This is a genomic window from Halomonas sp. DP1Y21-3 (assembly GCF_019801245.1).
Classification (GTDB): Bacteria; Pseudomonadota; Gammaproteobacteria; order Pseudomonadales; family Halomonadaceae; genus Halomonas; species Halomonas litopenaei.
In genome coordinates, this window is sequence record NZ_JAHVJM010000001.1 from 737905 (window position 1) to 762353 (window position 24449).

General features: G+C 65.6%; 26 protein-coding genes. 8 read left to right on the forward strand and 18 right to left on the reverse strand.

Annotated features, from left to right (window positions below):
- The first annotated feature begins 153 nt into the window (after positions 1–153).
- Both folB and folK read left to right on the forward strand, forming a co-directional pair.
- Positions 154–519 carry a dihydroneopterin aldolase gene (gene folB, locus KUV74_RS03120; RefSeq protein ID WP_045991856.1) on the forward strand — a complete coding sequence of 122 codons (366 nt, stop codon included), beginning with the start codon at positions 154–156 and terminating at the stop codon, positions 517–519.
- Positions 519–1061: a 2-amino-4-hydroxy-6-hydroxymethyldihydropteridine diphosphokinase gene (gene folK, locus KUV74_RS03125; protein WP_045991855.1), complete on the forward strand. Its 543-nt coding sequence runs from the start codon at positions 519–521 to the stop codon at positions 1059–1061. The genes folB and folK overlap by 1 nt, the downstream gene beginning before the upstream one ends.
- A gap of 13 nt (positions 1062–1074) precedes the next feature.
- On the opposite strand, the gene KUV74_RS03130 is transcribed toward folK, so the two are convergent.
- The 8 genes from KUV74_RS03130 to KUV74_RS03165 all read right to left on the reverse strand — a co-directional run bounded on the left by KUV74_RS03130 (position 1075) and on the right by KUV74_RS03165 (position 8962).
- Positions 1075–2235: a polynucleotide adenylyltransferase gene (locus KUV74_RS03130; RefSeq protein ID WP_287163115.1), complete on the reverse strand. Its 1161-nt coding sequence runs from the start codon at positions 2233–2235 to the stop codon at positions 1075–1077.
- Positions 2232–2570 carry a thiosulfate sulfurtransferase GlpE gene (glpE, locus tag KUV74_RS03135; protein ID WP_222515613.1) on the reverse strand — a complete coding sequence of 113 codons (339 nt, stop codon included), beginning with the start codon at positions 2568–2570 and terminating at the stop codon, positions 2232–2234. Before glpE ends, KUV74_RS03130 begins: the two co-directional genes overlap by 4 nt.
- Positions 2571–2636: 66 nt before the next feature.
- Positions 2637–3449 (reverse strand): symmetrical bis(5'-nucleosyl)-tetraphosphatase, encoded by an 813-nt coding sequence (locus KUV74_RS03140; RefSeq protein WP_108448070.1) that lies wholly within the window; start codon positions 3447–3449, stop codon positions 2637–2639.
- A 39-nt stretch (positions 3450–3488) separates the two neighbouring features.
- Positions 3489–3869: a Co2+/Mg2+ efflux protein ApaG gene (gene apaG / locus KUV74_RS03145; protein ID WP_045991851.1), complete on the reverse strand. Its 381-nt coding sequence runs from the start codon at positions 3867–3869 to the stop codon at positions 3489–3491.
- The gene (gene rsmA, locus KUV74_RS03150) at positions 3866–4678 is read right to left on the reverse strand and encodes a 16S rRNA (adenine(1518)-N(6)/adenine(1519)-N(6))-dimethyltransferase RsmA (RefSeq protein ID WP_108448069.1); all 813 of its coding nucleotides are present in this window, start codon (positions 4676–4678) and stop codon (positions 3866–3868) included. Before rsmA ends, apaG begins: the two co-directional genes overlap by 4 nt.
- A 41-nt stretch (positions 4679–4719) precedes the next feature.
- A complete protein-coding gene (gene pdxA, locus KUV74_RS03155) occupies positions 4720–5769 on the reverse strand; it encodes a 4-hydroxythreonine-4-phosphate dehydrogenase PdxA (RefSeq protein ID WP_222515614.1) in 1050 nt (349 codons plus the stop codon).
- Positions 5770–5780: 11 nt separating this feature from the next.
- Complete coding sequence (locus tag KUV74_RS03160) at positions 5781–6422, reverse strand: SurA N-terminal domain-containing protein (protein WP_045991849.1); 642 nt, start codon at positions 6420–6422, stop codon at positions 5781–5783.
- 77 nt (positions 6423–6499) lie between these two features.
- Positions 6500–8962 (reverse strand): LPS-assembly protein LptD, encoded by a 2463-nt coding sequence (locus tag KUV74_RS03165; protein WP_045991848.1) that lies wholly within the window; start codon positions 8960–8962, stop codon positions 6500–6502.
- 188 nt (positions 8963–9150) lie between these two features.
- On the opposite strand from KUV74_RS03165, the gene KUV74_RS03170 reads away from it, so the two are divergent.
- The 3 genes from KUV74_RS03170 (at position 9151) to KUV74_RS03180 (ending at position 11373) form a co-directional block, all read left to right on the forward strand.
- Positions 9151–10191 carry an aminoglycoside phosphotransferase family protein gene (locus KUV74_RS03170; protein WP_222515615.1) on the forward strand — a complete coding sequence of 347 codons (1041 nt, stop codon included), beginning with the start codon at positions 9151–9153 and terminating at the stop codon, positions 10189–10191.
- Entirely contained in the window at positions 10188–10865 is a 678-nt protein-coding gene (gene murU / locus KUV74_RS03175) for an N-acetylmuramate alpha-1-phosphate uridylyltransferase MurU (protein ID WP_045991846.1), read from the forward strand. The genes KUV74_RS03170 and murU overlap by 4 nt, the downstream gene beginning before the upstream one ends.
- 88 nt (positions 10866–10953) lie before the next feature.
- Positions 10954–11373, forward strand: a complete 420-nt coding sequence (locus KUV74_RS03180; protein ID WP_222515616.1) for an OsmC family protein — start codon at positions 10954–10956, stop codon at positions 11371–11373.
- 137 nt (positions 11374–11510) lie between these two features.
- Here KUV74_RS03180 and coq7 read toward each other — a convergent pair whose 3' ends face one another.
- Positions 11511–12155 carry a 2-polyprenyl-3-methyl-6-methoxy-1,4-benzoquinone monooxygenase gene (gene coq7, locus KUV74_RS03185; RefSeq protein ID WP_222515617.1) on the reverse strand — a complete coding sequence of 215 codons (645 nt, stop codon included), beginning with the start codon at positions 12153–12155 and terminating at the stop codon, positions 11511–11513.
- A gap of 249 nt (positions 12156–12404) precedes the next feature.
- Positions 12405–12746 (reverse strand): histidine triad nucleotide-binding protein, encoded by a 342-nt coding sequence (locus KUV74_RS03190; protein ID WP_045992116.1) that lies wholly within the window; start codon positions 12744–12746, stop codon positions 12405–12407.
- Between the two features lie 222 nt (positions 12747–12968).
- Here KUV74_RS03190 and KUV74_RS03195 point away from each other — a divergent pair, with 222 nt between their 5' ends.
- The gene (locus KUV74_RS03195; RefSeq protein ID WP_222515618.1) at positions 12969–14213 is read left to right on the forward strand and encodes a cation:proton antiporter; all 1245 of its coding nucleotides are present in this window, start codon (positions 12969–12971) and stop codon (positions 14211–14213) included.
- Between the two features lie 43 nt (positions 14214–14256).
- On the opposite strand, the gene KUV74_RS03200 is transcribed toward KUV74_RS03195, so the two are convergent.
- Entirely contained in the window at positions 14257–15684 is a 1428-nt protein-coding gene (locus KUV74_RS03200; protein WP_222515619.1) for a PLP-dependent aminotransferase family protein, read from the reverse strand.
- 115 nt (positions 15685–15799) lie between these two features.
- On the opposite strand from KUV74_RS03200, the gene KUV74_RS03205 reads away from it, so the two are divergent.
- Positions 15800–16792 (forward strand): DMT family transporter, encoded by a 993-nt coding sequence (locus tag KUV74_RS03205; RefSeq protein WP_108131332.1) that lies wholly within the window; start codon positions 15800–15802, stop codon positions 16790–16792.
- On the opposite strand, the gene KUV74_RS03210 is transcribed toward KUV74_RS03205, so the two are convergent.
- The 4 genes from KUV74_RS03210 to phaR form a co-directional block, all read right to left on the reverse strand.
- Positions 16762–17634, reverse strand: coding sequence for a phosphoribulokinase (locus tag KUV74_RS03210; RefSeq protein WP_045992119.1), 873 nt, complete (start codon positions 17632–17634; stop codon positions 16762–16764). The two genes, KUV74_RS03205 and KUV74_RS03210, sit on opposite strands and share 31 nt — an antisense overlap.
- Positions 17634–18068, reverse strand: a complete 435-nt coding sequence (locus KUV74_RS03215) for an acyl-CoA thioesterase (RefSeq protein WP_045992120.1) — start codon at positions 18066–18068, stop codon at positions 17634–17636. Before KUV74_RS03215 ends, KUV74_RS03210 begins: the two co-directional genes overlap by 1 nt.
- A 63-nt stretch (positions 18069–18131) precedes the next feature.
- Positions 18132–19415, reverse strand: coding sequence for a phosphoribosylamine--glycine ligase (gene purD, locus KUV74_RS03220; protein WP_222515620.1), 1284 nt, complete (start codon positions 19413–19415; stop codon positions 18132–18134).
- Between the two features lie 102 nt (positions 19416–19517).
- Entirely contained in the window at positions 19518–19991 is a 474-nt protein-coding gene (gene phaR, locus KUV74_RS03225; RefSeq protein ID WP_045992122.1) for a polyhydroxyalkanoate synthesis repressor PhaR, read from the reverse strand.
- A gap of 119 nt (positions 19992–20110) precedes the next feature.
- Between phaR and KUV74_RS03230 the strand changes: the two genes are divergently transcribed.
- A complete protein-coding gene (locus KUV74_RS03230) occupies positions 20111–20824 on the forward strand; it encodes a 16S rRNA (uracil(1498)-N(3))-methyltransferase (RefSeq protein WP_045992123.1) in 714 nt (237 codons plus the stop codon).
- A 39-nt stretch (positions 20825–20863) separates the two neighbouring features.
- Here KUV74_RS03230 and KUV74_RS03235 read toward each other — a convergent pair whose 3' ends face one another.
- The 3 genes from KUV74_RS03235 to KUV74_RS03245 form a co-directional block, all read right to left on the reverse strand.
- On the reverse strand, positions 20864–21442 hold the full coding sequence (locus KUV74_RS03235; protein ID WP_045992177.1) for an ATP-dependent zinc protease: 579 nt from the start codon (positions 21440–21442) through the stop codon (positions 20864–20866).
- A gap of 138 nt (positions 21443–21580) precedes the next feature.
- Entirely contained in the window at positions 21581–22879 is a 1299-nt protein-coding gene (locus tag KUV74_RS03240; RefSeq protein ID WP_124802764.1) for a lytic murein transglycosylase, read from the reverse strand.
- Between the two features lie 204 nt (positions 22880–23083).
- Positions 23084–24385, reverse strand: coding sequence for a DASH family cryptochrome (locus tag KUV74_RS03245; protein WP_222515621.1), 1302 nt, complete (start codon positions 24383–24385; stop codon positions 23084–23086).
- Positions 24386–24449: the final 64 nt, after the last annotated feature.

The following is a 24449-nucleotide window of genomic DNA, read 5'->3' on the forward strand; positions in this document are numbered from 1 at the left end:
GGGCATTCCGTCGTAGTTTGCCAGTACGAGCACTCGCGAGTCACCCGCGGCCTGTTTCCCGGGGGGCGGCTCAAGTACAATCGGGCGCCTTGTCACACCTGCTTTTCCCGGTTCTTGCTTAGCGGCCGGGAGGACAATCACCGGGGATCACCGATGGATCAGGTACTGATCGAAGGCCTTGAACTGGATACCGTCATCGGCGTCTATGACTGGGAGCGCAGCATCACCCAGCGCCTGACGCTGGACCTGGTGCTGGCCACCGACATCCGCGCTGCAGCGCAAGACGATGACCTGAGCCAGACCCTCGACTATGACGCCATCAGCCGTCGCATCGGGGTCTTCGCCGAAGAACACAGCTTCGAGTTGGTGGAAACCTTCGCCGAGCGGCTGGCGGAACTATTGCAGGAGGAGTTCGGCGTGCCCTGGCTGAAGATGACCCTGCGCAAGCCCGGGGCGGTGGCCAACGCCCGCGCCGTAGGCGTCAGCATCGAGCGCGGTCAGCGCCCCGGGGGCCACTGATGGCGCTGGTAACCCTGAGTCTTGGCAGCAATATCGAGCGCGACCAGCATATTCGCGTCTGCCTGGACGCCCTGTCGGAGACCTTTGGCGAGCTTGCCATCTCGCGGGTCTACGAAAGCAAGCCGGTCGGCTTCGAAGACGGTCGCAACTTCTACAACCTGGTGGTCGCCCTCTACAGCGACTGGTCCGTTGGCGAACTGCAGGCCTGGTGCAAACGTCTCGAGGCCGCCAATGGTCGACGCAAGGACAGCCCCAAGTTCAGCCCTCGCACCCTCGACGTGGACATCCTCACCGTCGGCGAGCAGGTAGGCGACATCGACGGCGTCAGCCTGCCGCGAGGCGAAATCCTGCACCACGCCTTCGTGCTCTGGCCCATGGCCGAGCTGCTGCCGGAGCACCGCCACCCCCTCGACGGGCGCTGCTATCAGGAGATCTGGCAGGCCTTCGACGCGGACGACCAGCCGTTGTGGCCCATCGAGTTCCACTGGGGGGATCGGGCGCTGCCTTCACGCGCAGCACTCGAGGGGACTCTCGAGCAGTAGCCCCGCAAGCCCGCTAGCGCCAGGCGTCTTCCAGGACGGCAAGCCGCCTGTGTCGTAGCTCCTGACCCAGCGCCGCACCCTTGAAGCCCTCATCGAGCAGGTCTCTGGGCGAGAGCGCCAGCGCCGTACGATAGCCCAGCGCCAACCGTTCGGCGTCCCCGGGACGCCTAAGTGCCAGCACCGCCAGCAGCGGCGCCACCCGCTCACCGCGGCGCCAGGCGTCGATGCCATCGAGCCAGTCCATGGCGATCAACGGCGCCGAGCGATCACCGTCCTGAGCAAGCGACGACGCCAGCTGTCGGGTCGACGCTAACTGATGCCCGGCGTCACGATAGTCGTTGGGTAGCTTGAGGCGCTCCTCCAGGGCCTTGCGTGCGGGCGCACTCAGTGCCTCCACCAGTCGCCCCCAGCGCCAACAGGGCGAACCGGACAACGCCTCGGGCAATCTCGTCATCCGAACAAGCGCACGCTCCAGGGCATCACCGCCCGCCTCGTTCAGCGCCGGCATCAGCCGCTTAAGTGCACCGCAGGCGGCCAGGGCATCGAAGTAATGCCGCGGCTCGGGCTCGCCGAGCGCTTTCTCGGTCTCCACCCAGACCCGCTCGGCCACCAGATGGTCGAGCTCACCGCTGTCGGCCAGTTGGCGCATCAGCGCCTGGGTCGGTTCGGCGATGCGAAAACCAAGACCTGCATAACGGGCCAGAAAGCGGGCGGTACGCAGCACCCTCAAGGGATCCTCGACGAAAGCCGGGCTGACGTGGCGCAGCAGTCGATCATCGAGGTCTCGACGGCCATCGAAGGGATCCACCAGCGCGCCGTCGAGTGACTCGGCCATGGCGTTGATGGTCAGATCGCGGCGGGCCAGGTCTTCCTCCAGGGTCACCTCGGGGCTGGCGTGCACCACAAAGCCGGTATAGCCGTGACCAGACTTTCGCTCGGTCCGCGCCAGGGCGTACTCTTCGTGGGTCTCGGGGTGCAGAAATACCGGAAAGTCGCGCCCCACCGGGCGAAAACCACGCTGGCGCATGGCCTCGGGGGTGGCACCGACCACCACCCAGTCGGTGTCCTTCACCGGCCAGCCAAGCAGCGCGTCGCGTACCGCGCCACCCACCCGATAGACCTCCAGCCCCGCACAAGGCTCGTCGCCCTGACGCTGCTCGCGTTCCTGGGTCATGACGCCATCCGGCTCACCCGTTCGGGCAGGCGATGCTGCCACTCGGTAAAGCCACCATCGAGGCTGTAGACGCGCTCGAAGCCCTGGGCGCTGAGCCAGCTTGCCGCCTGCTGGCTGGAATGGCCGTGATAGCACACCACTACCAGGGGTCTATCCTTCGGCGTCTGTTCGACCAACGGCCCTACGCTGTGGTTGTCCAGATGGCGGCTGCCGGGAATGTGGCCCTGGGCGTAGCTGCCGGGATCGCGAATATCGACGAGACACAGCTCGCCTTGCTCATCGAGCCACTGGCTCAGGCGCTCGATATCCAGATGTTCGAAGGCGGCGGACGTCATATGGACTCCTTGATAAAGGGAAGGGTCGGGCACGGGGAAGTGGGTCTCGGCGAGTGGCCTGCGGCGTTACGCAAACTGCCGACTGGGCACGCTGATGCGCTCGCCGCTGTCCAGGTCCAGCGCGGTCAGGCTGCCGCCCCAGACGCAGCCGGTATCCAGCGCCTCGGCGCGAACCCGACTGCCGCTGGCCTCGCCGTTGAGCGCGGCCCAGTGGCCGAACAGCAGCCAGGGATCATCCTGGCGAGGGTACTGAAACCAGGGAGCGAAGCCATCCGGCGCACTGTCCAGGCCTTCCTTGGCGTCGAAATCCAGGCGCCCCTCGGCGTCGATGAAGCGCATACGGGTCAGGGTGTTGACGATGGCCCGCAGGCGGTCGACCCCTTCCTGGTGCGGCTTGAAGCGGCGCGGACGATTGCCGTACATGCGCGTGAGAAAATCGCCGGCACGCTCGCCGGTCAGCATCCACTCGACCTCACCGGCCAGCGACTCGGCCTGATCCAGCCCCCACTGGGGCGGCAGGCCGGCGTGGGTCATCAGGGTATTGCCATCGCGCACCAGCAGCGGCCTGGCCTGGAGCCAGTCGAGCAGGGTCTCGCGATCCTCGGCCTCTAGAATATCGTCGATGGTGTCCTTGCGCTTGGTCGCGGCGCCACCTCGCGCCACCGCCAGCAAATGCAGGTCGTGGTTGCCTAGCACCACCCTGGCCGCCTCCCCCAGCGCCATCACTTCGCGCAGGCAGGCCAGCGACCCCGGCCCGCGGTTGACCAGATCTCCGGCCAGCCACAACTGATCCCGACGTGGATCGAAGTCGAGCGCCTCGAGCAGGGCGATGAATTCCTCATGACAGCCTTGAAGGTCACCGATAGCGTAGCGTTTCATAGGATCTCGGGGCTCTTGAAGGGCGTTCGATTCGCCAGATCAGTGAATCTGGTTGGGTGTGGCCAGGCGAAACACCGTGATCGGCACCTCGAAGGGACGCTGGCTGGCGGTGTCCACGCAGGTGTAGGCCCCTTCCATGAACCCTACCGGCCCGTCGAGAATGGCACGACTGGTGTACTGAAAGGTCTGACCGGGGCCTATCATCGGCTGCTTGCCGACCACCCCCTTGCCACGAACCTCCTGGACCTGCCCGCTGGTCTGGGTGATCTTCCAGAAACGCGCCATCAACTGAATATTCCCCGGCGAATGATTGTGCACCGTCACCGTGTAGCTGAACACGAAGCGGTTCTCCATCGGCGAAGATTCATCTTCACGATAGGCGGGCTCCACATCGACCCTTACGTCGGGCATCTCGCTCATGACGGATTCTCCTCTGCACTCAAGGCGTTGGCGATGGACACGAACTCTTCCACCTCCAGCGTCTGGGGCCGCCGGCTCGGATCGATACCGAGGGCCTCGAGGGCGTCACCGTCGATGCGTCCCTTGAGATTGTTGCGCAGCGTCTTGCGCCGCTGACCGAAGGCCTCGCGCACCACGTCGAACAGCAACGTCTCGTCCTTGGCCCGCCCCTGGGGTCGCTCACGCGGGGTCAGCCTGACGATGGCCGAGTCCACCTTGGGACGCGGCACGAAGGCCTCCGGCGGTACCACGAACAGCGAATCGACGTCGCAGAAGTACTGCGCCAGCACCGACAGCCGCCCACGATCACCTCCGCCCGGTGGCGCCGCAAGACGATCCACCACCTCCTTCTGCAGCATGAAGTGCATGTCCTGGATGGCGTCGCCAGCCTTGAGCAGGTGCGAGATCAGCGGGGTCGAGATGTTGTAGGGAAGGTTGCCGACGACCCTGAGTGGCTGGCCCTCGCCGCGTAGCGCAACGAAGTCCATCTTGAGGGCGTCGCCTTCGTGGATGACGAAGTTCGGGTGATTGAAGAATTGCACCCGCAGCCCCGGAATCAGGTCCCGGTCCAGCTCGATGACCTCGAGATCACCGTCGGTGGCATCGAGCAGTGGTTCGGTCAGCGCCCCCTGGCCTGGGCCGATCTCGACCATACGGTCGCCGGGGCGCGCCCCGATGGAGCGCACGATGCGCGAGATGACGCCGGGATCACGCAAGAAGTTCTGACCGAAGCGCTTGCGGGCCCGGTGCGCCGTGGGGCGGGATGACATGCTTGAATCCTTTGCAAAACGAGGGTTGGGGTGACGGACCTTCAGCGCTCGGCCACCCGGCTGCCCATATCCTCGGCGAGGGCAATCGCCACCGCCAGGCTATCGGGACTGGCAGTGCCATGCCCGGCCAGGTCCAGGGCGGTGCCGTGGTCCACCGAGGTCCGTGCCAGCGGCAGCCCTAATGTGATGTTGGCGGCCTGGCCGAATCCCGAATACTTGAGCACCGGCAGACCCTGGTCATGATACATCGCCAGCACCGCGTCGACGCCGTCGAGATGACGCGGGGTGAACAGGGTATCCGCCGGCAGCGGCCCGTCAAGGGCCAGTCCTTCTTCACGTAGCCGTTCGAGCACCGGGGTGATGATCTCGATCTCTTCGCGCCCGAGATGCCCATCCTCGCCGGCGTGGGGGTTCAGACCGCACACGGCGATCCGCGGAGAGACAACGCCAAAGAAGTCTGTCAGGTCCCGGGCCAGAATACGCAGCACTCGCTCGAGACCCTCTCGAGACAGCGCGTCGGCCACCTCGCGCAGCGGCAGGTGGGTGGTCGCCAGGGCCACCCGCAGCGGTATCGAACGCAATGAATCAGTGGTGGCGTCGGCCGAGACGACGCGCCCGTGCAGGGCGCTGTCGGTGGCCAGCATCATGACCACCTCCTCGACCCCGCAGGCATCGCGCAGGTACTCGGTGTGGCCGGTGAAGTGGTGATGGCCCGCGTCGCGGATCACCCCCTTGTGCAGCGGCGCCGTGACCATCGCCGAGGCCTTGCCGGCCAGGCACTGGGCCACCGCCATATCCAGGGTCTCGAGCACATAGTCGGCGTTGGCCGTCGACAGCACGCCAGGCTCGCTGGCCTCCTTGAGCGCGACCGGCCACACCGCCAGACGCTGCCGGCGCGGCCCCGGATGCGCCTCGCCCGGTGCCACTATTACCACCTCGACATCCAGTCCGAGCGCCAAGGCGCGAGCCCTCAACAGCTCTGGGTCGCCAATGGCGACCCAGTCGGTGGCGTGGCGCGCAGCCAGCATCAGGGCAAGCTCGGGACCGATGCCGGCGGGTTCGCCGGTGGTCACCACGATCGGTGCCTTCATCCGCTGCGACATCAGCCCTGGTTCAGGCGCTTCTCGACGAAGGCCTCGCCGCGAATTTCCTGAACCCACTTCTCGAGTTCATCGCCGGCCTTGCGCTGGAAGATCGCCTGGCGCGCCTCCTCGCGGCTGGTACCGACGCCTTGCTGCTGCAGATAGCGCTCGACCTCGGACTCGGAGATGTTGATCCGGCTGGACACCTGGGCCTGCTGGACCTTCATGATCAGCATCTCGCGACGGATCTGATCACGCACCTGGGACAGGCTCATGCCCTGGGACTCGAGCCGATCGGCGAACTGCTCCAGGCTGACACCGTTCTGGTTGGCCACGGCGCGCACCTGACGATTGAGCTCGGTATCGTCGACGCTCAGGTTCATGCGCTCGGCCATCTGCACCTCGATCTCCTCGACGATCATGCGGTCCAGAATCTGCTCACGCAGGGCCTGCTCCGGAGGAGTGTCCATGTCGCTGGCGCGCAGTCTGGCCATGGCCTGCTCGACACGGTCATCGAGCTGGGAGGCCATGATGGCGTCCTCGTTGACCACGGCGACGATCCGATCCAGCGGCTGGCGGTAACCGTCCTGGGCGTGGGCCGCCACGGTAGTCAGTGCCAGACAGGCGGCCATCGCCAGGGCGGCAAGGGGTCGGCTACGCATAGTCATGCTTCCTCGTTCACTCAGATTCGATGCGGCGAGCACGTCTCGTGCTCGCCGTTGGGGATACGCCAGGGTATTTAGTTCAGGCCGGGACGGTAACCGGGCACCGCAGACTGGAAGTAGGTGTCCGCGTCGCCACCGATGCCACCGAAGCCCTTGAGCACAAAGCGCAGGAAGAGCCCGCGATCCGTGGTGTCGTCCTCGATGTTGTTGGCGGTGTCCTCGTCTTCGATCCACTCGCGCCACACGACCTGCACACCATAACAGCAGTCGTTCCACTGCACACCCGCCATCTGGTCGAGGGCACGGTCGTTGGTGTTGTCGTAGAGCACCCGGCCGATGACGTCGAAACGATCCGTCGCCTTGTAGGCGAAGGACATGTCGTACTCTTCGCGGTTGTAGTTGCGAACGTCATCGTCATCGTCGGCGTTGTCGAAGCCTTCGATCTCCCAGCGGTAGCCCAGGTTGAGCACGTGACCGGCGTCGGCACGGTACTGCACGCCAAGGCCGGTGCTCTCGGTGCGACTCTCCTCGTCGTCGTAGAGCCACTGCCAGCGGGTGCTCCAGTTGTCGGTGATCTGCCAGTTGATTCGGGTCACCCAGGGCGAACGATCGCGGGTGGCTTCGTAGTAGTCGAACGACTCCTCATCACCGGGCAAGGTGTCGGGATCACCGGCCATATCGATATTGCGGTCCTCGAAGTAGGCCGACTGCCCGACCCCGACAGACAACCGCTCGCGGCCGCTCTGGTCTTCGAGGAAGCGGCTTTCCACGCCGTAGGACAAACGGTTCAGGTCACCCAGACGATCGCCGCCGGAGAAGCGGTACGGCGACCACAGCTGGCCCCACGAGAACGCCAGCTCCTCGGTGTCGAAGTCGGGGAAGTCGCTCTGGTCGCGCTCCGGTACGTAGGCGTAGTTGAGGCGTGGCTCGAGGGTCTGGCGCCAGTCGTCACCGCCAAAGGCGAAGTCGCGCTCGAAGATCAGCCCGGCGTCGATGGTGGTCACCGGTGCGGTCAGCGTCGGGCTCTCGCTGTTGTCGGTGATGCGCTCGTCATAGTCGAGGTCATAGCTCGTGTGCTGCAGCGCCACGCGGGGTTCGAAGAAGCCCCAGCTCGGCTCGAAGCGGTAGCCCACCGCCGGCGCCAGATCCAGGCGGGCGCCCTTGACGTCTTCCCTGAGCGGGATGCGGCGCTGGGTATCCTCGTAGTCGTAGAAGCCGTTCTCGTCGCCCTCGATATCGCGCCAGAAGTAGGTGGCGTTGGAGTTCCACTCCTGATAGAAGCCGAGGTCCTGGGACCAGCGGCCGTTGGCGGTCAGGCTCGGCAGCCGGTAGAAGGGCTTGTCGCCTTCGTCGACCGGATCGTCCAGCAGCTGATAGCCCTGGGCCTTGGCCTGGAGGTTCCAGGTGTCGCCGAGGTAGTCGATCTGGGCCAGACGCGCCATGTTGCTGGTATCGGTCTCACCAAAGGTACGCCCGAAGTCATCGAAATAGCGGCCGTCACTGGCGGCGCCATAGCGCAGCCGGTAGGGAACGCGCGAGCTGAAGCGCCCGTAATGGCTGTAGTCGAAGTACCAGCGTTCGTCGCCGTTCTCGAGCTCGGTGGTGGAGTCGTCATCTCCGGCGGACTCGTCGTCACCGATGTAGGCGCCTTCCAGAGTGCCCTGATCGGTGGGAAACAGGTAACGGAACTCCGCCCCCATCAGTAACCCGCTGTCGTCGATCCAGCGCGGGGTGATGGTGGCGTCATAGTTGGGCGCCAGATTCAGATAGAAGGGCTGTGCGTAGTCGACACCACCGTCGGAGACGCCGATGGTCGGCCACAGGAAGCCTGTCTGGCGCCGCTCGTCGATGGGAAAGCGCACCCAGGGCCAGTAGAACACCGGCACATCGCCTACCTCCAGGCGGGCATGCTTGGCGGTACCGTAGCCCTGATTGCGATCCAGCAGAATATCGTTGCCGATCAGGCGCCAGGTGCTGTCGCCAGGCTCACAGGTGGTGAAGCTGGCCTCGCGCAGACGAAAGACGTTGTCACTGACTCGCTCGAGCTGGATGGCATCGCCGCGCAGGCGCGACTCGTGGGCCACGTAGTGGGCCGAATCGATGGTGGCCTGGTCGCTGTTCAGCGACACCTCGGCGCTGTCACCGCGCACCAGCAGGCCCTTGTCGCGCAGGGTCAGGGGACCACTGGCGTTGGCCAGGTCACGCTCCGGTGGTACCTGCACCCGGGTTGCCTCGAGCTGGGTATCGCCCTTGCGCAGCACCACTTCACCGTCGAGCACGGTGTCACCGTCGGTGCCGTAGTTGGCGGTGTTGGATTCGCTGTTGACCTGGCCATCGATGGCCGGCGCAGGAAGGCGGTATTCGGGCTGAACGTAGTAGCCTCGGCACACCGTCCCGGCGGGACGGTCATCGCCCCAGGGCTGCCAATCCATCTGGCTTGCCGGCAGGGGTTCAGGTGGGGCCGCCCACAGGGGGGACGACACCAGACTGGTGGTGGCGAGGCCCGCCAGGGCCGTCCATGCGTATCGCTTGGCCATGTTGCACGCTGTCCTCGACGGGGTGAATCGGTATTATACAGGCCGCGGCCGACCTGTAACGCCGATCTGTTCCAACGAGATTCGCGCCACGGCCGCCCTTGATCCATGCACAGCATGCGGTGAGGCCAACGGAGCGTCAACCGACATTGGCATCCTTCGCCCTGCCGCCACCAGGAGTTTTCCCCCCGATGTCCCAGGCTGAAAGCCCCCGCCGACTCGAGCAACTGCGCCTTTGGGCACAGGCACAGCACCCGTCCATCGAGGGCTCGAGCGATCTCGTGCTGGCCGCCGGCGACGCCAGCTTCAGGCGTTACTACCGCCTCACCCTGGAAAGTGGGGAGACCCGCATGCTGATGGACGCCCCACCCCCCCAGGAGGACGTCGGCCCCTTCGTCGCCATCGCCCGTGACTGGCACGCAGCGGGCCTGCCGGTACCCCGGGTCTATGCCGTGGACGCCGACCAGGGCTTCGTGGAGCTTGAGGACCTCGGCGACGAGCCGCTGCACCTGGCCCTCGACGGTGCCGACGAGGCCACCACCCACGCCCATTTCGACGCCGCCATCGCGCTGCTCGAGGAGCTTCAGCGGAAGGCTCCGAGCGATAGCCTGCCGCCCTACGACGCCGTAACGCTGGCCCGGGAGCTGGACCTGTTCCCCGACTGGTGCCTCGCCCAGTGGCTGGAGTTGGATGGCCAGCCTCCCGGCTGGCCTGCGCTGCGCCAGGCGCTGATCGAACAGGCGCTGGCCCAGCCGGTGGTCACCGTGCACCGCGACTTCGATGCCATGAACCTGATGCGTCACGCCGCCGAACTGTGGTTGATCGACTTCCAGGACGCCCTGGCAGGCCCCATCACCTATGACCTGATCTCGCTGTTGCACGGGCGCTATCGGCGCTTCGATGCGGCCACCCGGGCGGCCTGGAGCGAGGCTTTCCGCCAGCGCGCGATAGCCGACGGGCGCCTGTCTGACTCGGTGGATAGCGACAGTTTCCTGCGCTGGGTCAATGCCATGGCTGCCCAGCGTGCGCTCAAGGTGCTCGGCATCTTCTGTCGCCTGACCCTGCGCGACCAGCGCGACGGCTACCTGGCGCGTCTACCTCACTTTTTTGCCCATCTTCAGGACAGCCTCGAGGGGCTGGAGGGCCTCGCGGGACACGCCGACTTCAGCGCCTGGGTCGAAGACAGCCTGCGCCCGCTGATCGAAGCCCGTGTCGCAGAGGTGCGCCCATGAAAGCCATGATCCTGGCCGCCGGTCTCGGCAAACGCATGCGGCCGCTGACCGACCACTGCCCCAAACCCCTGTTGCCGGTGGCCGGCGAACCGCTGATTGGCCACCACCTCAGGCGCCTGGCCGGCTGCGGTATCGAACAGGTGGTGATCAACGTCAGCTACCGTGCCGACCAGATTATCGAGACCCTGGGCGACGGTGAACGCTACGGGGTATCGATTGCCTACAGTCGCGAGGACGAGCCGCTGGAGACCGCCGGCGGTATCGCCAAGGCTCGCCCACTGCTCGGCGAGGAGCCCTTCGTGCTGGTCAGCGCCGATGCCTTCTGCGACATCGACCCCAGCGCCCTGCCCTCTCTGGAGGGCGATCTGGCCCATCTGGTGCTGGTCGACAACCCCGTCCACAACCCGGACGGCGACTTCCACCTGGCGGCCGGCGGCAGAGTTTCGAGCGACGGCTCGCCAAAGTTGACCTACTCGGGGATAGCGCTGATCGACCCGCGTCTGGTGAATGACCTGCCCGCTCCCTGCTATCCTGTCGCTCCACTGCTTCGCGAGGCCATGGCCCGCGACCTCGTCGCCGGCACCCACCATCGGGGAGACTGGGTCGACGTGGGTACGCCCGAGCGCCTCGAGGCGTTGAATCACCGACTCGGCGGCGCTCCTGGCGAACGCTGATTGAGTCCAGCTGCATCCTGCAGACCGCATCTTGCAGACCGCATCAAAAAACATCGACATCACTATCGCAGAAAAAGAAGGAATCCCCATGAAAGCCAGCGTCAAATGGACCGACGGCCGTCAGTTCGTGGCCGAATCCGGTAGTGGCCACGCCGTGCTCATCGACGGCCCCCCCGATCACGGTGGCCGCAACACCGGGCCGCGCCCGATGGAGATGCTGCTGATGGGCATGGGCGCCTGCACCTCCTTCGACGTGCTGGAGATCCTCGAGAAGTCCCGCGCCCCGGTGGAAGACTGCGTCGCCGACATCGAGGCCGAACGCGCCGACAGCGTGCCGTCGGTGTTTACCAAGATCCACGTGCACTTCACCGTCACCGGCAAGGGGCTCAAGGAAAAGCAGGTCCAGCGCGCGGTGGAACTCTCCGCCGACAAGTACTGCAGCGCCTCCATCATGCTGGCCAAGGGCGGCGTCGAGGTCACCCATTCCTACACCATCGTCGAATCCTGAGGCCGCTTCGAGCGCCGCGCAGCAGCGAGCGCCTCGGATCGACAGCCACCCTCACGCAAAAGCCCCTGCCGATCGGCAGGGGCTTTTGCGTGAGGGCGAGGCCATCGCAGCATCAGGCGCTGGCCACCGGCACAGGATCAGATGCGGTAGACGCTCTTGGTCATCACCCTGGACATCAGCGTCATGCCGGCCTTGACCGGGCCAGGGAACCTGGCGCCACCAGCCTCCAGCGCCTGCTGGGCGTGGTGGGCCTCGTCGATGGCCATCTGCCTGAGCACCGCCCGGGAGCGCTTGTCCCCTTCGGGCAAGGTCGCGAGGTGCTCGTCCAGATGCTTGCCCACCTGCTCCTCGGTGGCGGCGACAAAGCCCAGGCTGACACGATCGCCAACCGCCCCCGCCAGCGCCCCCATGCCGAAGGACGCCGCATAGAACAGCGGATTGAGTCGACTGGTCGGCGCATTCAACTCCCTGAGCCGGTCCTCGCACCAGGCAAGGTGATCGATCTCTTCCTGGGCGGCTTCCTCCATCTGGCCGCGCACCTCCGGCAATTTGGCGGTCAGGCCCTGGCCCTGGTACAGCGCCTGGGCGCATACCTCGCCGGTGTGGTTGATGCGCATCAGACCGGCGGCGTGATGGCGCTCATCCGGGCTCATTTCGCCGTCATGGATCGTATCGACCGCGGGCGTCGGCCGTGATGCCCGCGCCGCCCCCGGCACCAGGGTGCGCAATACATTGTCGAACTGATGGATGGCCCGATCGGCGGGGCTGAGAGAGCGGGACATGGCGCGATCCTTGTACGACTAAGTGAGCCAGCGAACATGGGCGAAACGATGAACGTTCGCATCAAGGGATTATTCTACGCAAGCGTCGGCGGCACTCAAGCGCCGGCTTTTCAAATGGGGCACCGGCCCCTCGGCGGCGCCTAGAAACAAAAAGCGATCGGCGCCGCCTGGGGGACACCAGGCGACGCCGGAGAATGCACGGATGCGTCGAGCGCTTGAACTGCCGGAAGAAACTCCGTCGCGCGCCGGCTAGCCAGCCGGCCATGTGAAGCGACGACCGCCCATCACGTGCATGTGAATATGATAGACCGTCTGGCCGCCGTCTTCATTGCAATTCATCACCACCCTGAAGCCGTCTTCGGCAAACCCGAGGTCCTTGGCCAGACGCGAGGCGGTCAGCGGCAGGCGCCCCACCAGTGCCTGGTCTTCCTCAGTGATGTCGTTGAGGGTGGCAATATGCTTCTTGGGGATGACCAGCATATGGGTCGGGGCCTTGGGATCGATATCGTTGAAGGCCAGCACCTGATCGTCCTCGTAGACGATATCGGCGGGAATCTCGCGGTTGATGATCTTGCAGAACAGGCAATCCATGGCAGGCTCCGGGGCACACTGAAAAAACGGTGTCTTCGAGATTACCCGCCAACAGGGCTGCTGTCAGTCCCCTGACTCGCCCGATCACTGACCCAGGCCCCATGAGCAACGTTCCCAAACCGCCAGTTATGCACCTCTGGTCATCGCGCTCGCCTGCCCCCCCAAGCCATTGCGGCTATGGTACAACCGTAGCTCCCATGCATTTTCGGAGTGTCGCCTGCCATGCATCACACCGCCCTGCTGCTGATCCTTCTGATCATCATCGCCTTTGCCCTGCTGTCGCGGCGCATCTCGGCCTCGCTGATCAGTCTGCCCATGGTGTTCATGGCCGCGGGGATGGGGCTGGGCGCGCTGACGCCGGACCTGGTGCCCATGGACATGCAGCAGGAGCTGACCCAGGTGATCGCCGAGATCACCCTGATCATCGTGCTGTTCGCCGATGCCTCGGTGGTCAAGCTGAAGTCTCTGCGCCAGAACCTGGCGATTCCGCTGCGCATGCTGTTGATCGGCATGCCCCTGACGGTCTTGCTGGGCACGCTGATGGCCAAGTGGGTCTCGCCGGAAGCAGCCTGGGGCACCGCCATGCTGGTGGCGGCGATTCTTACCCCGACCGACGCGGCCTTGGGCCAGGCGGTGGTATCGAGCCCCAGCGTGCCGGAACGTATCCGCCAGTCGATCAACGTCGAAAGTGGGCTCAATGATGGTCTGGCTGTACCCGTGATTCTTGCCTCGGCACTGCTGGCGGTGGCGGCCACCGGCACCGAGGTCGCCGACGCCCCGAACAACCTCTGGACCTTCGCCCTGCTGCAACTGACCCTCGGGCCGCTGGTCGGGGTGCTGTTCGGCTGGGGCTTTGCCCGCCTGCTCGACGCCGCCATCGACCGCGGCTACGTCACCGTCATCTATCAGGGCATCCTGTTTCTGGCGCTGGCCTTCCTGATCTATCTGGTCGCCGAAACCGTCGGCGGCAACGGCTTTATCGCGGTGTTCCTCGGCGGCCTGACCTTCGGCAACCAGCTACGCCATGACACCACCTTCATCGAGGAGTTCATGGAGAGCGAGGGCCAGCTCTTGACCATCGCCACCTTCCTGATCTTCGGTGCGGTAATGGTGCCACTGGCCATCTCGCATGCATCCTGGAAGACCGTGGCCCTGGCGCTGATGTACCTGTCGGTGATTCGCATGATCCCGATCTGGATATCGCTCACCGGACTCGGGCTGTCCGCCTATGAAAAGACCTTCCTCGGCTGGTTCGGACCTCGGGGGTTGGCCAGCATCCTGTTTGCGCTGCTGATCTACGATCAGTACCCGATCCCCGGCAGCGACGAGATCCTCGCCTGCGTGGTGTTGACGGTCATGATCTCGGTGGTGCTGCACGGCGTCAGCGCCCAGCCCATGGCCCAGCGCTTTGTCGGCTCTGGCGCCGCCAAGGACGCCCCCGTCAAGCAGGCGCCTCCCGGCCACTGAGCCCCCCTCCAGGATGAGCGGGACTGGCATGGCACCACGAAGGTCAGTCCCCGCCCCGGGCCGCCCGCTCCATGGCCCGGTCCAGCGCCCTGAAGACGTCATCATCCAGCGACTGCGCCACATTGAAGCGCAGGTAGTGACTGTTCGCCGTTTCCGGGCTGAACACCTCCCCAGGCGCCAGTACCAGATCCTCGTCCAACGCCGCTCTGGCCACGTCCTTGGCGCAGAGCCCCGCGGGCAGTCGCGTCCACAGAAAGAGCCCCGCACTGGGCTCCACCCAGGGCTCCAGGCCCGCCGAGCGCAGTCGCGGCATGACCTGTCCCATGGCGTCTGCCAGGCGCGTCCTGAGCACGTTGAGGTGACGTCGATAGGCGCCTTCCCTGACCAGCTGGAACACCAGCTCTGCCGACAGCGCGCTGGCGCCAAAGGAGGTCGCCAGCTTCAGGTCGACCAGCTCCTCGAACCACTCGGGGCGGATGGCGATATAGCCACAGCGCACCGAGGCCGACAGGGTCTTGGAGAAGCTGCCCACCTGGATTACCCGCTCGAGCCCGTCCAGCGCCGCCAGGCGTGGTGACGCCTGGTGCTCGAAGTCGGCGAAGATGTCGTCCTCGATGATCAGCAGGTCGTGACGCTCGGCCAGGCGCAGCACGCGGTGGGCCACCGCCAGTGACAGGCTGGCACCGGTTGGATTATGCAGCCCCGAGTTGGTGATATAGAGCCGCGGACGATGCTGCTCGAGGGCCTCGGCAAGGCGCGATAGGTCCGGCCCCGCAGGGCTGAAGGGCACCCCCACCACCTTGACCCGGTGGGAACGCAGCAGGGCATGAAAGTTGAAATAGCAGGGGTCATCGACCAGCACGCGGTCGCCCGGCTCGAGCAGAAACCGGCACAACAGATCGATGGCCTGGGTGCCGGACTCGGTCAGCAGGATCTGGGACGGCGCCGCCTCGACACCCCGCTCGGTAAGGCGATGCGCCAGCACCTGACGCAGTGCTTGCAGGCCCTGGGGCGACGCATAGTCGGTCAGGCTGGCGACAGCGCCGGAACGCCTCGCCAACTGCCTCAGCCCACGGCGAATCTCCTCGTGGGGCATCCACTCTGCCGGCAGCCAGCCACAGCCTGGCCTCAGCCGGTAATGGTCGCTCTCGAGCGCCTGGCGGGTCAGCCACAGCGGGTCCACTTCGCGCTCGCGACGGGGCGCCAGCTCCGCCAGGGACAGCGGCGGCAAGCGATCACCGACGAAAAAGCCGGCGCCGCGACGGGAATGGATGGCGCCCTCGGCGACCAGCCGATCGTAGGCCTCGACCACGGTGGAGCGTGACACCCCGAGCGATTCAGCCAAGCCGCGAATCGACGGCAGGCGCGCACCTGGCGCCAGCTGACGCTGGGCCATGCGGCGCTGGATCAGCTCTACCACCTGCTCGACCAGGCTGATGCCCGCCCGACGATCGATGTCCTGTGCCTTCATCTGTACTGGAGGCTCCACCATGACAGTTTGTCAAAACTGTACTGCACCGTCTCTGGCTGCACCAACGCACGCCCTTCACCCTAGGCGCTACTGACCCGCCACGGAGTTCGCGCAGATGCCCTCACGACACCGACCATTGAACCCGACACACCGCCCGGACCTTGGCAAGGGCTGGGCCTGCGGCGCCCTCGGCATGGCCATCTTCAGCGGTTCATTGCCCGCCACCCGGGTGGCGGTGAGGGCCTTCGATCCGCTGTTTCTGACCTTTTCCAGGGCCAGCCTGGCGGGACTGGTGGCGGTGGTATTGCTGGCGTGCCTGAAGGGACGCCGGCCGCGGACCGATGAGCTTGCATCGCTGGGGCTGGTTGCCGCCTGCGTGGTGGTGGGGTTTCCACTGCTGACCGCCATGGCGCTGGAGCACGTCAGCGCAGCGCACTCGCTGGTCTATATCGGCCTGCTGCCGATGGCTACCGCGCTGTTCGGGGTGCTGCGTACCGGCGACAGGCCCCGCCCGGCGTTCTGGGCCTGCTCGTTGAGCGGTGCTGCGCTGGTCGCAGGCTTCGCGCTCGGCCAGCCTGGCAGCGCCTCCTTGACCGGCGATCTGTTGATGCTGGCCGCCGTGACCGTCTGCGGGCTCGGTTACGCCGAAGGCGCGCGACTATCAAGACGGCTGCAAGGCTGGCGGGTGATCTGCTGGGCGCTGACCCTGACCCTGCCGTTGATGCTGCCTCTGGCGGTCGCATCGCAACCGCCGACCCTGCAGGGTATCGGCAGCGCCGCCTGGTGGTCGCTGGGCTATGTATCGCTGTTCAGCATGCTGATTGGCTTCATCTTCTGGTATCGCGGCCTGGCGCTCGGTGGGGTGGCCGCGGTGGGTCAGCTACAGTTGCTGCAGCCGTTTCTCGGGCTTGGCCTGGCGGCCTGGTTGTTGAACGAGTCGATCAGCGTGGCGATGCTCGCCACCTGTGCCGCGGTCGTGGTGTGCGTCGCCGGCGCAAAACGCTTCGCCACACCAGCTCCGGTGCCGTCGATCCCGACCTGTCAGTCAGACGAAGCCGGCATCAACGGTGCGGCAGCTCAACGAAAACGTCGTTGGGCCAGCAGATGACGCACCAGCGGACCGAGGATCAGCTCCATCGCCAAGGATAGACGAGAGCCGGGCACCACCAGGGTGTGGGGGCGACTCATGAAGGCGTCCTGAATCATCGCCAGCAGGTAGGGAAAGTCCACGGTGGACGGATCGCGGAACCGGATCACCACGAAGGACTCGGCATCGGTGGGGATATCCTGGACCTCGAAGGGGTTCGAGGTATCTACCGTGGGCACCCGCTGAAAGTTGATATGGGTACGCGAGAACTGCGGCAGGATGTAGCGCACGTAGTCATCCATGCGCCCCAGGATGGTGTCGATGACCGCTTCCTGGGTGTAGCCGCGGGCATGCATGTCGCGGTCGATCTTCTGGATCCACTCGAGGTTCATGGTCGGGGCGACGCCCACCAGCAGATCGACGTGGCGGGCGATGTCCACCTCACTGGTGACCAGCCCACCGTGCAGACCCTCGTAGAACAGCAGGTCGGTACCGGTGGGCAGCGGCTGCCATTCGGTGAAGGTGCCGACCTGGTAGCCGGCCTCGATCATCTTCTTGTCTTCGGCGTGGATATAGTGCCGGAAGGTCCCGGCGCCGCTGTCACCGTACTCCTGGAACAGCGTCTCCAGGCGATCGAGCAGGTTGGCCTCCACCGCAAAGTGGGACAGCTCATCCTTGCGCTCGGGCTCCTCGCGAAAGATCCGCGCCATCTCCTGGCGGGTGTAGCGATGGAAGGCGTCACCATCGACGAAGGCGGCATGGACATCTTCCCGGGCGAACATGCGCTCGAAGGTACGCTTGACCGTAGTGGTGCCGGCACCGGACGAGCCGGTGACCGCGATGACTGGATACTCCCTCGACATCAGCCAGCCCTCGCCAGGGCGTCACGTACCGCTTCGGGCACCGCCACCGCACGCCCTGCCTGGGGGTCGACCACCATCAGGTTGAGCCTGGCGGTCGCCACTATCCGCTGGTCGCTGTCGCGACGCATGCGATGGTAGACCGTGATGGCCTTGCGCGCCGGTTCGGGGATGGCGGTCTCGACCGTCAAGGCGTCCGGCCAACGAGACTCGGCCTGATACTGCACCGCCAGGTCGGCGGCGACACTGGGATAGCCTCCCATGTCACCTTCGTGAAGCCCGAGATGGGCCAGGGCGGCCGCCCTGGCCTCGTGCAACAGCGAAATCACGGCGTCATGGCCCAGATGGTGCCCGTAGTTCATGTCGGTCACGCGCACCGTCAAACCATGACGGTGGACGATCGCCTGCTCGGGAAACTCCAGTTTGACGCGTTCCATGCTCGCTCCTTGCTGATTATTGTTGGTCAGTACCATGGGGCAAGCCAGACCGGTACCCGACGATCAGGACTGCCGGGCCATGGCGCGGTGGGCGATGTCCGAACGCCAGAAGGCGCCTTCGAAACTCACCGTCTTGACCCCGCGGTAGGCCAGCTCCCGAGCCTCGCCAAGATCCTGACCGAGGGCGGTCACGCACAACACTCGTCCGCCGGAGGTGACCACCTGGCCATCCTTTTCCGCGGTGCCGGCGTGGAAGACCTTGACGCCCAGGGCCTCGGCACTGTCGCCTCCGCTGATCACGTCGCCCTTGCGGTAGCTGCCGGGGTAGCCTTCGGCGGCCATCACCACACCGATGGCCGGACGCGGGTCCCAGCGGCAATCGTGACCGGACAGGCGACCCTCGGCGCCGGCCAGACACAGCTCGGCCAGATCGCTCTGCAGACGCATCATGATCGGCTGGGTTTCGGGGTCGCCGAAGCGGCAGTTGTACTCGATCACCTTGGGTTCACCCGCGTCGGTGATCATCAGCCCGGCGTAGAGGAAGCCGGTATAAGGATGCCCTTCGTCGGCCATGCCACGCACCGTGGGGCGAATCACCTCGTCCATGATGCGCTGGTAGACGATGTCGGTGACCACCGGTGCCGGCGAATAGGCGCCCATGCCACCGGTGTTGGGGCCGGTGTCGCCCTCGCCCACCCGCTTGTGGTCCTGGCTGGTGGCCATGGGCACAATGGACTCGCCATCCACCATGACGATAAAGCTGGCTTCCTCACCTTCGAGGAATTCCTCGATCACGACACGCGCACCGGCATCACCGAAGGCGTTGTCTTCGAGCATGTCGCGAACCGCCGCCTCGGCCTCGGCCTCGGTCATGGCCACGATGACGCCCTTGCCCGCCGCCAGGCCGTCGGCCTTGATGACGATGGGTGCGCCCTTGTCCCGCAGATAGGCCAGCGCCGGTTCCACGGCGGTGAAGGTGCTGTAGTCAGCGGTGGGAATGGCGTGGCGAGCCAGAAAGTCCTTGGTAAAGGACTTGGATCCCTCGAGCTGGGCAGCGCCCTGGGTCGGGCCGAAGATCGCGAGCCCGGCATCACGAAAACGATCCACCACTCCCTCGACCAGCGGCGCCTCGGGGCCCACGATGGTCAGGCCGACGCTCTCGCGCCGGGCAAAGTCCACCAGCCCGTCGAGGTCGGATACCGCGATATCGACGTTGGTCAGTCCCGCCTCCCGTGCGGTGCCGGCATTGCCTGGCGCCACGAAGACCGAGGAGACGCTGGACGACTGGGCGACCTTCCAGGCCAGGGCATGTTCGCGGCCACCGCCGCCGATGATCAGGACCTTCATCCGCTCAACTACCTTTCGAGTACCAAATGAGGCGGCATTATGGCAGAAAAAGCCCGCTCTCGCCCTCCTGGCCTCTCTCCATCAGAGCCGGGCGTGGGAGGGTCAGGAGGAACGCTCGTCGTCGTCCTTGGTGGTCCCGCCCTGGCTGGTTCCGCCCTGGCTGATGGTGTTCTGCCAGAAACGCATGTTTTCCTCGGCCAGCTCGCGCATCAGCTCCATCGGCGAATGCCGCATGGCCTGCTGCCACTGATCCTGCATCTTCTTCTGCTGCTCCATCATCAACCGGGTGCCCTGCTCCAGGTAGCGCGCCAGGGGCAGCGGCTGAGACATGGCGTACACCCGAATCAGCTGTTGCAGCAGGTCATTGGAGAACACCTCGGCGTCGCTGTCGGCCTGCTCCTGCTCGATTATGATCGACAGCAGAATGGTACGCGTCAGGTCCTCGCCACTCTTGGCATCTTCCACACGGAAAGGCACTTCCTCGAGAATCAGGCTTCGTAGATCCTCGAGCGTTACATAGCGGCTCTGTTCGGTATCATAGAGCCGGCGATTGGCATACTTGCGAATCACGCGCACGGCGCTGCTCCTTTGTTCGTGGGAAGCCCAGGGACTGCAGCTGCAGATCCTCGGCTTCGTTCGCATCCATTTTGCACCGCGACACGGCCCTTGCAAGACAAACCGGTACTCGAGGCTCCATGAATCTGATACTTCTCACCCGGAACGACGTCGATGACGCCGGGTTGGCACGGGTCCGCGACCCCCGGCGCCTGGCCCACCTGCGCCAGGTCCACCGCGCCCGCCAGGGCGACGTGATGACCCTGGGACTGGAGAACGGCCCGCTGGGCCGCGGTCAGCTCGTGTCGCTGACGGACGATGAGGCCTGCTTCGACGTTTCCGGGCTCGATCAGGCTCCGCCCGCGGCGCTGCCGGTGCACCTGGTGCTGGCGCTGCCTCGCCCACGCATGCTGGCAAGAAGCATAGAGCATGCCACCGCGCTGGGGGTGAAGCGCATCACGTTGCTGCATAGCCGCAGGGTGGAGAAGAGCTACTGGCAGTCCCCCGAACTCGATCCCGCCAAGATCCACCAGCACCTGGTGCTTGGCCTGGAGCAGGCCCGCGATACTGCGCTGCCGGTGGTGGACACGGCGCGGGGCTTTCGGCCCTTCGTCGAGGACCGTCTGCCGTCCCTGCTGGAAGGACGGCGGGGCCTGTTGGCGCACCCCGGGATGGCGACTGCCTGCCCTCGAGGCCTGACCGAGCCTGTGACCCTGCTGGTCGGCCCCGAGGGCGGCTTCATCGAATGGGAGGTGGAACAGATGCTGGCGGCAGGCTGCGAGGGCATCCACCTGGGCGAGCGCATCCTGCGGGTGGAAACCGCGGTGACCGCGCTACTGTCCAGGCTCTTCTAGGCCAACCCTGTAGACCACACCAGCGGTGCCATCGACGTATCAGCTCTCGCTGTCCTCGTCATCGGCACCGTCATCCTTGTTGGTGCCGTACTCGCCCTCTCCCTCATGCTCGATGACCGGAGAGTTCTCGTCGCAACTCGGCTCGATCATGAAGGTCTCGCGCACGTCCAGCAGCCCGAGCTCACCGATGGTACGGCGCCCCAGCAGCATCGGGTAGTTCATCTCTTCCCGGTTGCGCAGGCTGAACTGCTCCTCGTGGATGGTGTCCCCCATGCACACCTCCATCAACACCACCAGGCGCTCGTCGCGACCGCCGGCCCCGCGCACCGTCATATCGCGATAGAGCGGGCGTTCGAGCTGCTTCTTGAAGGTCTCGCCAGTCTCCTCGTCCTCGAGCTCGAGGGCGAAACGCACCCAGGGTTCGCCTTCCTTGTCGAAGCGCTCGATATCCCGGGCATCCAGCGAAGACGTCAGCGCGCCGCTGTCCAGCTTTGCCTTCACTTCGACGTCCCAGGGCTCCAGGGTCGCCATCTCGACCCAGCCAAAGACGTCAGGGCCGTCATCGGCCAGGGCGCCGCCGGCCGGCGCCATGCACAGGGGTAGCGCCGCCAGCGCCATCAGTCGGGCGGGGCCCGACAGCCATCGATTCCAGAGAGTCATCGTGCCATTTCCATGTGGAGGGCGTCCCGCCGGACGCCGATACGTCAGGCCCCTGAGTCAGGGGCCGCCTTGATGTTTTCAGGGCTGATTGATCGCTCAGTGGCTCAGGCGTTCGAGCAGGTTGAGCGTGGCGAAACCGTCGGGCACCAGCCCCTGGTCGCGCTGCCAGGCGCGCAACCCTGCCCGGGTATTGGGACCCATGATGCCGTCCGGGGTTCCCACCTCGTAGCCAAGCGCCTGAAGCCGCGACTGCAGCGTCTTCACCTGAGTACGAGAGAGCGGTTGCTCGTCACGCGGCCAGCCACCCTCGATGCCGGCGCGCCCGGCGATACGGTCGCTCAGCGAGGCCACCGCCAGGGCGTAGCTGGTGGCGTTGTTGTAGCGCAGGATGGCGCGGAAGTTCGGTCCCACCAGGAAAGCAGGACCACGCGCGCCGGCCGGAGTGATCACCGACGCCTCATCGAAGGCCGGCAGATCGCCACCGCCCAGCGGGCTCACACCCAGGCCGGCCCAAGCCGAAGCGCTCTTGCGGGTATCGAGCTCGGTCTGGGCGTAGTCGAACCCGGACGGCAGTTGCACCTCGACACCCCAGGGCTCGCCCTGACGCCAACCGGCACGATCCAGATAGTTGGCAGTCGACGCCATGACGTCGGGGATACTCGCCCAGATATCACGGCGACCGTCGCCGTCTCCGTCCTTGGCGTAGGCCACGAAACTGGAAGGAATGAACTGGGTGTGGCCCATCGCCCCCGCCCAGGAGCCCTTCATGCGCTGCGGTGTGATATCGCCGGCGTCGATGATCTCGAGCGCTGCCATCAGTTCACCGCGTGCAAAGTCTCGGCGCCGACCGTCATAGGCCAGGGTCGCCAGTGCCTCCAGGGTCGAGAAGTCACCGAAGTTCTGGCCGTAGTTGCTCTCGATACCCCAGATGGCGGTAAGGACCTCGGCGGGCACACCGTAGTCGGCCTCGGCGCGGTCGGCCGCGGAGCGATTGGCGGCGAGCTTGTCACGCCCCTGGGTCACCCTGGCGTTGGAGACCGCGGTATCCAGGTATTGCCAGATCGGGCGCACGAACTCCGGCTGAGAGCCGTCGAGTTCGATCACCCGGGGACGGTAGCGCAGGCCATCCAGCGCGCGCGCCAGGGTCGCTTCGCTGATGCCTTCTGCACGCGCCTGATCACGAAAGCCGGCCAGCCACTGATCGAAGCTCTGGGGCTCGACTGCAGCGGCGGCAGGGGCGGCCTGCCCAGACGCTTCGCCACTGGCGCTGGCGGTGACGCTTGCACCAGCACTGGCATTGGTACCGGCCGCGGCATCGCCGGAGGGGGCGGCGGAGGTACTCTGGCAACCGGCCAGGGTCACCACGAGAAGGGCGGGGAACAATCGGGTCAGCATGATGAAGCAATCCTTGGCGATCAATATGCGGGCATGATGACCCAGGACCCGCTGTCATACCAGCCAGTCAGGACACCAGAGCATCGCAAGATGTGGCACCACTACCACCAAGGTGAGAGCCACCCGCAGGGGCAAGAGACCTCATACGGGAGGTCGAACAACGTGGTGAACTGGGCATCGCTCGTCCTTCCATACACCGGTGCCTCAATGCCCCATTGCCTCGTAGGAAGACGGCTGCAAGCTCACCTCGTTCCAGTGGCGGACATAGCGTTCATCGGGGTCGTAGCGCCGGCTCTGTTCGTCGATATCGAAGATCCTGGGTTTGGCGTTGCGGCCCACTCCTGCGATGTACTTCCAGTTGCCCCAGTTGCTGGCAACGTCATGGTCGATCAGACAGCGTTCGAACCAGGCGGCGCCGTGGCGCCAGTCCTCCCCGAGATCGTGCACCAGGTAGCTGGCAACGAGCTGACGCGCTCGATTGGAGAGCCAGCCGCTGACCGACAACTCACGCATGGCTGCATCGATCAGCGGCTGCCCGGTAGCGCCCAGGCGCCAGCACTCGAATGCCTGCCCCGGCGATGATGGGGGATCGCCGAACAGCGCTTTGCCTTCCTGGCGTGCCACCCAGTGGAAGTACTCGCGCCATAACAACTCGTGATAGAAGTGGCGAGATGATGCGTTGGCACCCCGCCGGTCTTCCCATTCTCTCAGTGCTTCGAGGACCTGGGTCGCCGACACACAGCCAAGCGCCAGCCAGGGCGATAGACGGGACGAAAAGCCAGCGCCGATCAAACCATTGCGCGTCTGCTGATAGGTCGCCAGCAAATCGGACTCCCACACGACGTCGTCGAGACGCTGCCAGGCGGGCGCTTCACCGCCGACAAAGGCAAGCCCGGCGCTGTCGGGCACGTCGTTCAAGGCGTCCGCTTCGCGTGACAATCGCTGCAACGAGGGCAGTCCGCGCGGCGCTCGTTCCGGCCACGCCGGCTGCGTCGCCGGGGCCGGACGGCTGTGACTTCGAGGAGACGCCTCGCCGAGGCGACGCCGGAAAGCCGACCAGCTTGCCGGTACCTCATCCAACGTCATCGGCAACGTCTGCGACGTCCACAGCGTGCCCGTACCACGACGCTCCAGTCGACACTGCCTTGGCAGGCAGCGTGCCAGTCGCTCAAGCTGGTCGTCCCCGCCTGCTGCCTCGCTGGCCACCACCCGTGTCACCTGATACTGCTCGGCCAGCCGGGCGACCAGCGATACCGGCTCGTCCACCGCCACCAGCAGGTCGCTACCCTTCTTCAACAGCGTCCCACGCAACTCCTTGAGACACTGCCACAGAAAGCGCAGCCGACGAGCGCCGATACCGGCCACGCCGTCTGCCGATGTGCCATCAAGCAGCGCCTCGTCGATCACGAACACCACCAGGCGCTCGCTGACCGAGGGCGCGATGTCCAGCAAGGGGTTGTCGGCCAGCCGCAGTTCCCCACGCAACCACACCAGCTCTGTTTCCATGTCACGCTCCCGACAGGCCTGAGGATTCGCGGCACGCGCCCCGTGGGCACAGATCGTGCGCTAC

What these genes read in the sequence shown, in the direction of transcription:
- KUV74_RS03200 (WP_222515619.1), bottom strand. Translation starts at nt 15,684, where the DNA reads ATGAAGGCACAGGACATCGATCGTCGGGCGGGCATCAGCCTGGTCGAG.
- murU (WP_045991846.1), top strand. Translation starts at nt 10,188, where the DNA reads ATGAAAGCCATGATCCTGGCCGCCGGTCTCGGCAAACGCATGCGGCCG.
- KUV74_RS03195 (WP_222515618.1), top strand. Translation starts at nt 12,969, where the DNA reads ATGCATCACACCGCCCTGCTGCTGATCCTTCTGATCATCATCGCCTTT.
- KUV74_RS03240 (WP_124802764.1), bottom strand. Translation starts at nt 22,879, where the DNA reads ATGCTGACCCGATTGTTCCCCGCCCTTCTCGTGGTGACCCTGGCCGGT.
- pdxA (WP_222515614.1), bottom strand. Translation starts at nt 5,769, where the DNA reads ATGAAGGCACCGATCGTGGTGACCACCGGCGAACCCGCCGGCATCGGT.
- folK (WP_045991855.1), top strand. Translation starts at nt 519, where the DNA reads ATGGCGCTGGTAACCCTGAGTCTTGGCAGCAATATCGAGCGCGACCAG.
- KUV74_RS03130 (WP_287163115.1), bottom strand. Translation starts at nt 2,235, where the DNA reads ATGACCCAGGAACGCGAGCAGCGTCAGGGCGACGAGCCTTGTGCGGGG.
- KUV74_RS03170 (WP_222515615.1), top strand. Translation starts at nt 9,151, where the DNA reads ATGTCCCAGGCTGAAAGCCCCCGCCGACTCGAGCAACTGCGCCTTTGG.
- rsmA (WP_108448069.1), bottom strand. Translation starts at nt 4,678, where the DNA reads ATGTCATCCCGCCCCACGGCGCACCGGGCCCGCAAGCGCTTCGGTCAG.
- purD (WP_222515620.1), bottom strand. Translation starts at nt 19,415, where the DNA reads ATGAAGGTCCTGATCATCGGCGGCGGTGGCCGCGAACATGCCCTGGCC.
- KUV74_RS03245 (WP_222515621.1), bottom strand. Translation starts at nt 24,385, where the DNA reads ATGGAAACAGAGCTGGTGTGGTTGCGTGGGGAACTGCGGCTGGCCGAC.
- apaG (WP_045991851.1), bottom strand. Translation starts at nt 3,869, where the DNA reads ATGAGCGAGATGCCCGACGTAAGGGTCGATGTGGAGCCCGCCTATCGT.
- KUV74_RS03180 (WP_222515616.1), top strand. Translation starts at nt 10,954, where the DNA reads ATGAAAGCCAGCGTCAAATGGACCGACGGCCGTCAGTTCGTGGCCGAA.
- KUV74_RS03140 (WP_108448070.1), bottom strand. Translation starts at nt 3,449, where the DNA reads ATGAAACGCTACGCTATCGGTGACCTTCAAGGCTGTCATGAGGAATTC.
- KUV74_RS03235 (WP_045992177.1), bottom strand. Translation starts at nt 21,442, where the DNA reads ATGGCGCTGGCGGCGCTACCCCTGTGCATGGCGCCGGCCGGCGGCGCC.
- coq7 (WP_222515617.1), bottom strand. Translation starts at nt 12,155, where the DNA reads ATGTCCCGCTCTCTCAGCCCCGCCGATCGGGCCATCCATCAGTTCGAC.
- folB (WP_045991856.1), top strand. Translation starts at nt 154, where the DNA reads ATGGATCAGGTACTGATCGAAGGCCTTGAACTGGATACCGTCATCGGC.
- KUV74_RS03210 (WP_045992119.1), bottom strand. Translation starts at nt 17,634, where the DNA reads ATGTCGAGGGAGTATCCAGTCATCGCGGTCACCGGCTCGTCCGGTGCC.
- glpE (WP_222515613.1), bottom strand. Translation starts at nt 2,570, where the DNA reads ATGACGTCCGCCGCCTTCGAACATCTGGATATCGAGCGCCTGAGCCAG.
- KUV74_RS03160 (WP_045991849.1), bottom strand. Translation starts at nt 6,422, where the DNA reads ATGCGTAGCCGACCCCTTGCCGCCCTGGCGATGGCCGCCTGTCTGGCA.
- KUV74_RS03205 (WP_108131332.1), top strand. Translation starts at nt 15,800, where the DNA reads ATGCCCTCACGACACCGACCATTGAACCCGACACACCGCCCGGACCTT.
- KUV74_RS03230 (WP_045992123.1), top strand. Translation starts at nt 20,111, where the DNA reads ATGAATCTGATACTTCTCACCCGGAACGACGTCGATGACGCCGGGTTG.
- KUV74_RS03190 (WP_045992116.1), bottom strand. Translation starts at nt 12,746, where the DNA reads ATGGATTGCCTGTTCTGCAAGATCATCAACCGCGAGATTCCCGCCGAT.
- KUV74_RS03215 (WP_045992120.1), bottom strand. Translation starts at nt 18,068, where the DNA reads ATGGAACGCGTCAAACTGGAGTTTCCCGAGCAGGCGATCGTCCACCGT.
- KUV74_RS03165 (WP_045991848.1), bottom strand. Translation starts at nt 8,962, where the DNA reads ATGGCCAAGCGATACGCATGGACGGCCCTGGCGGGCCTCGCCACCACC.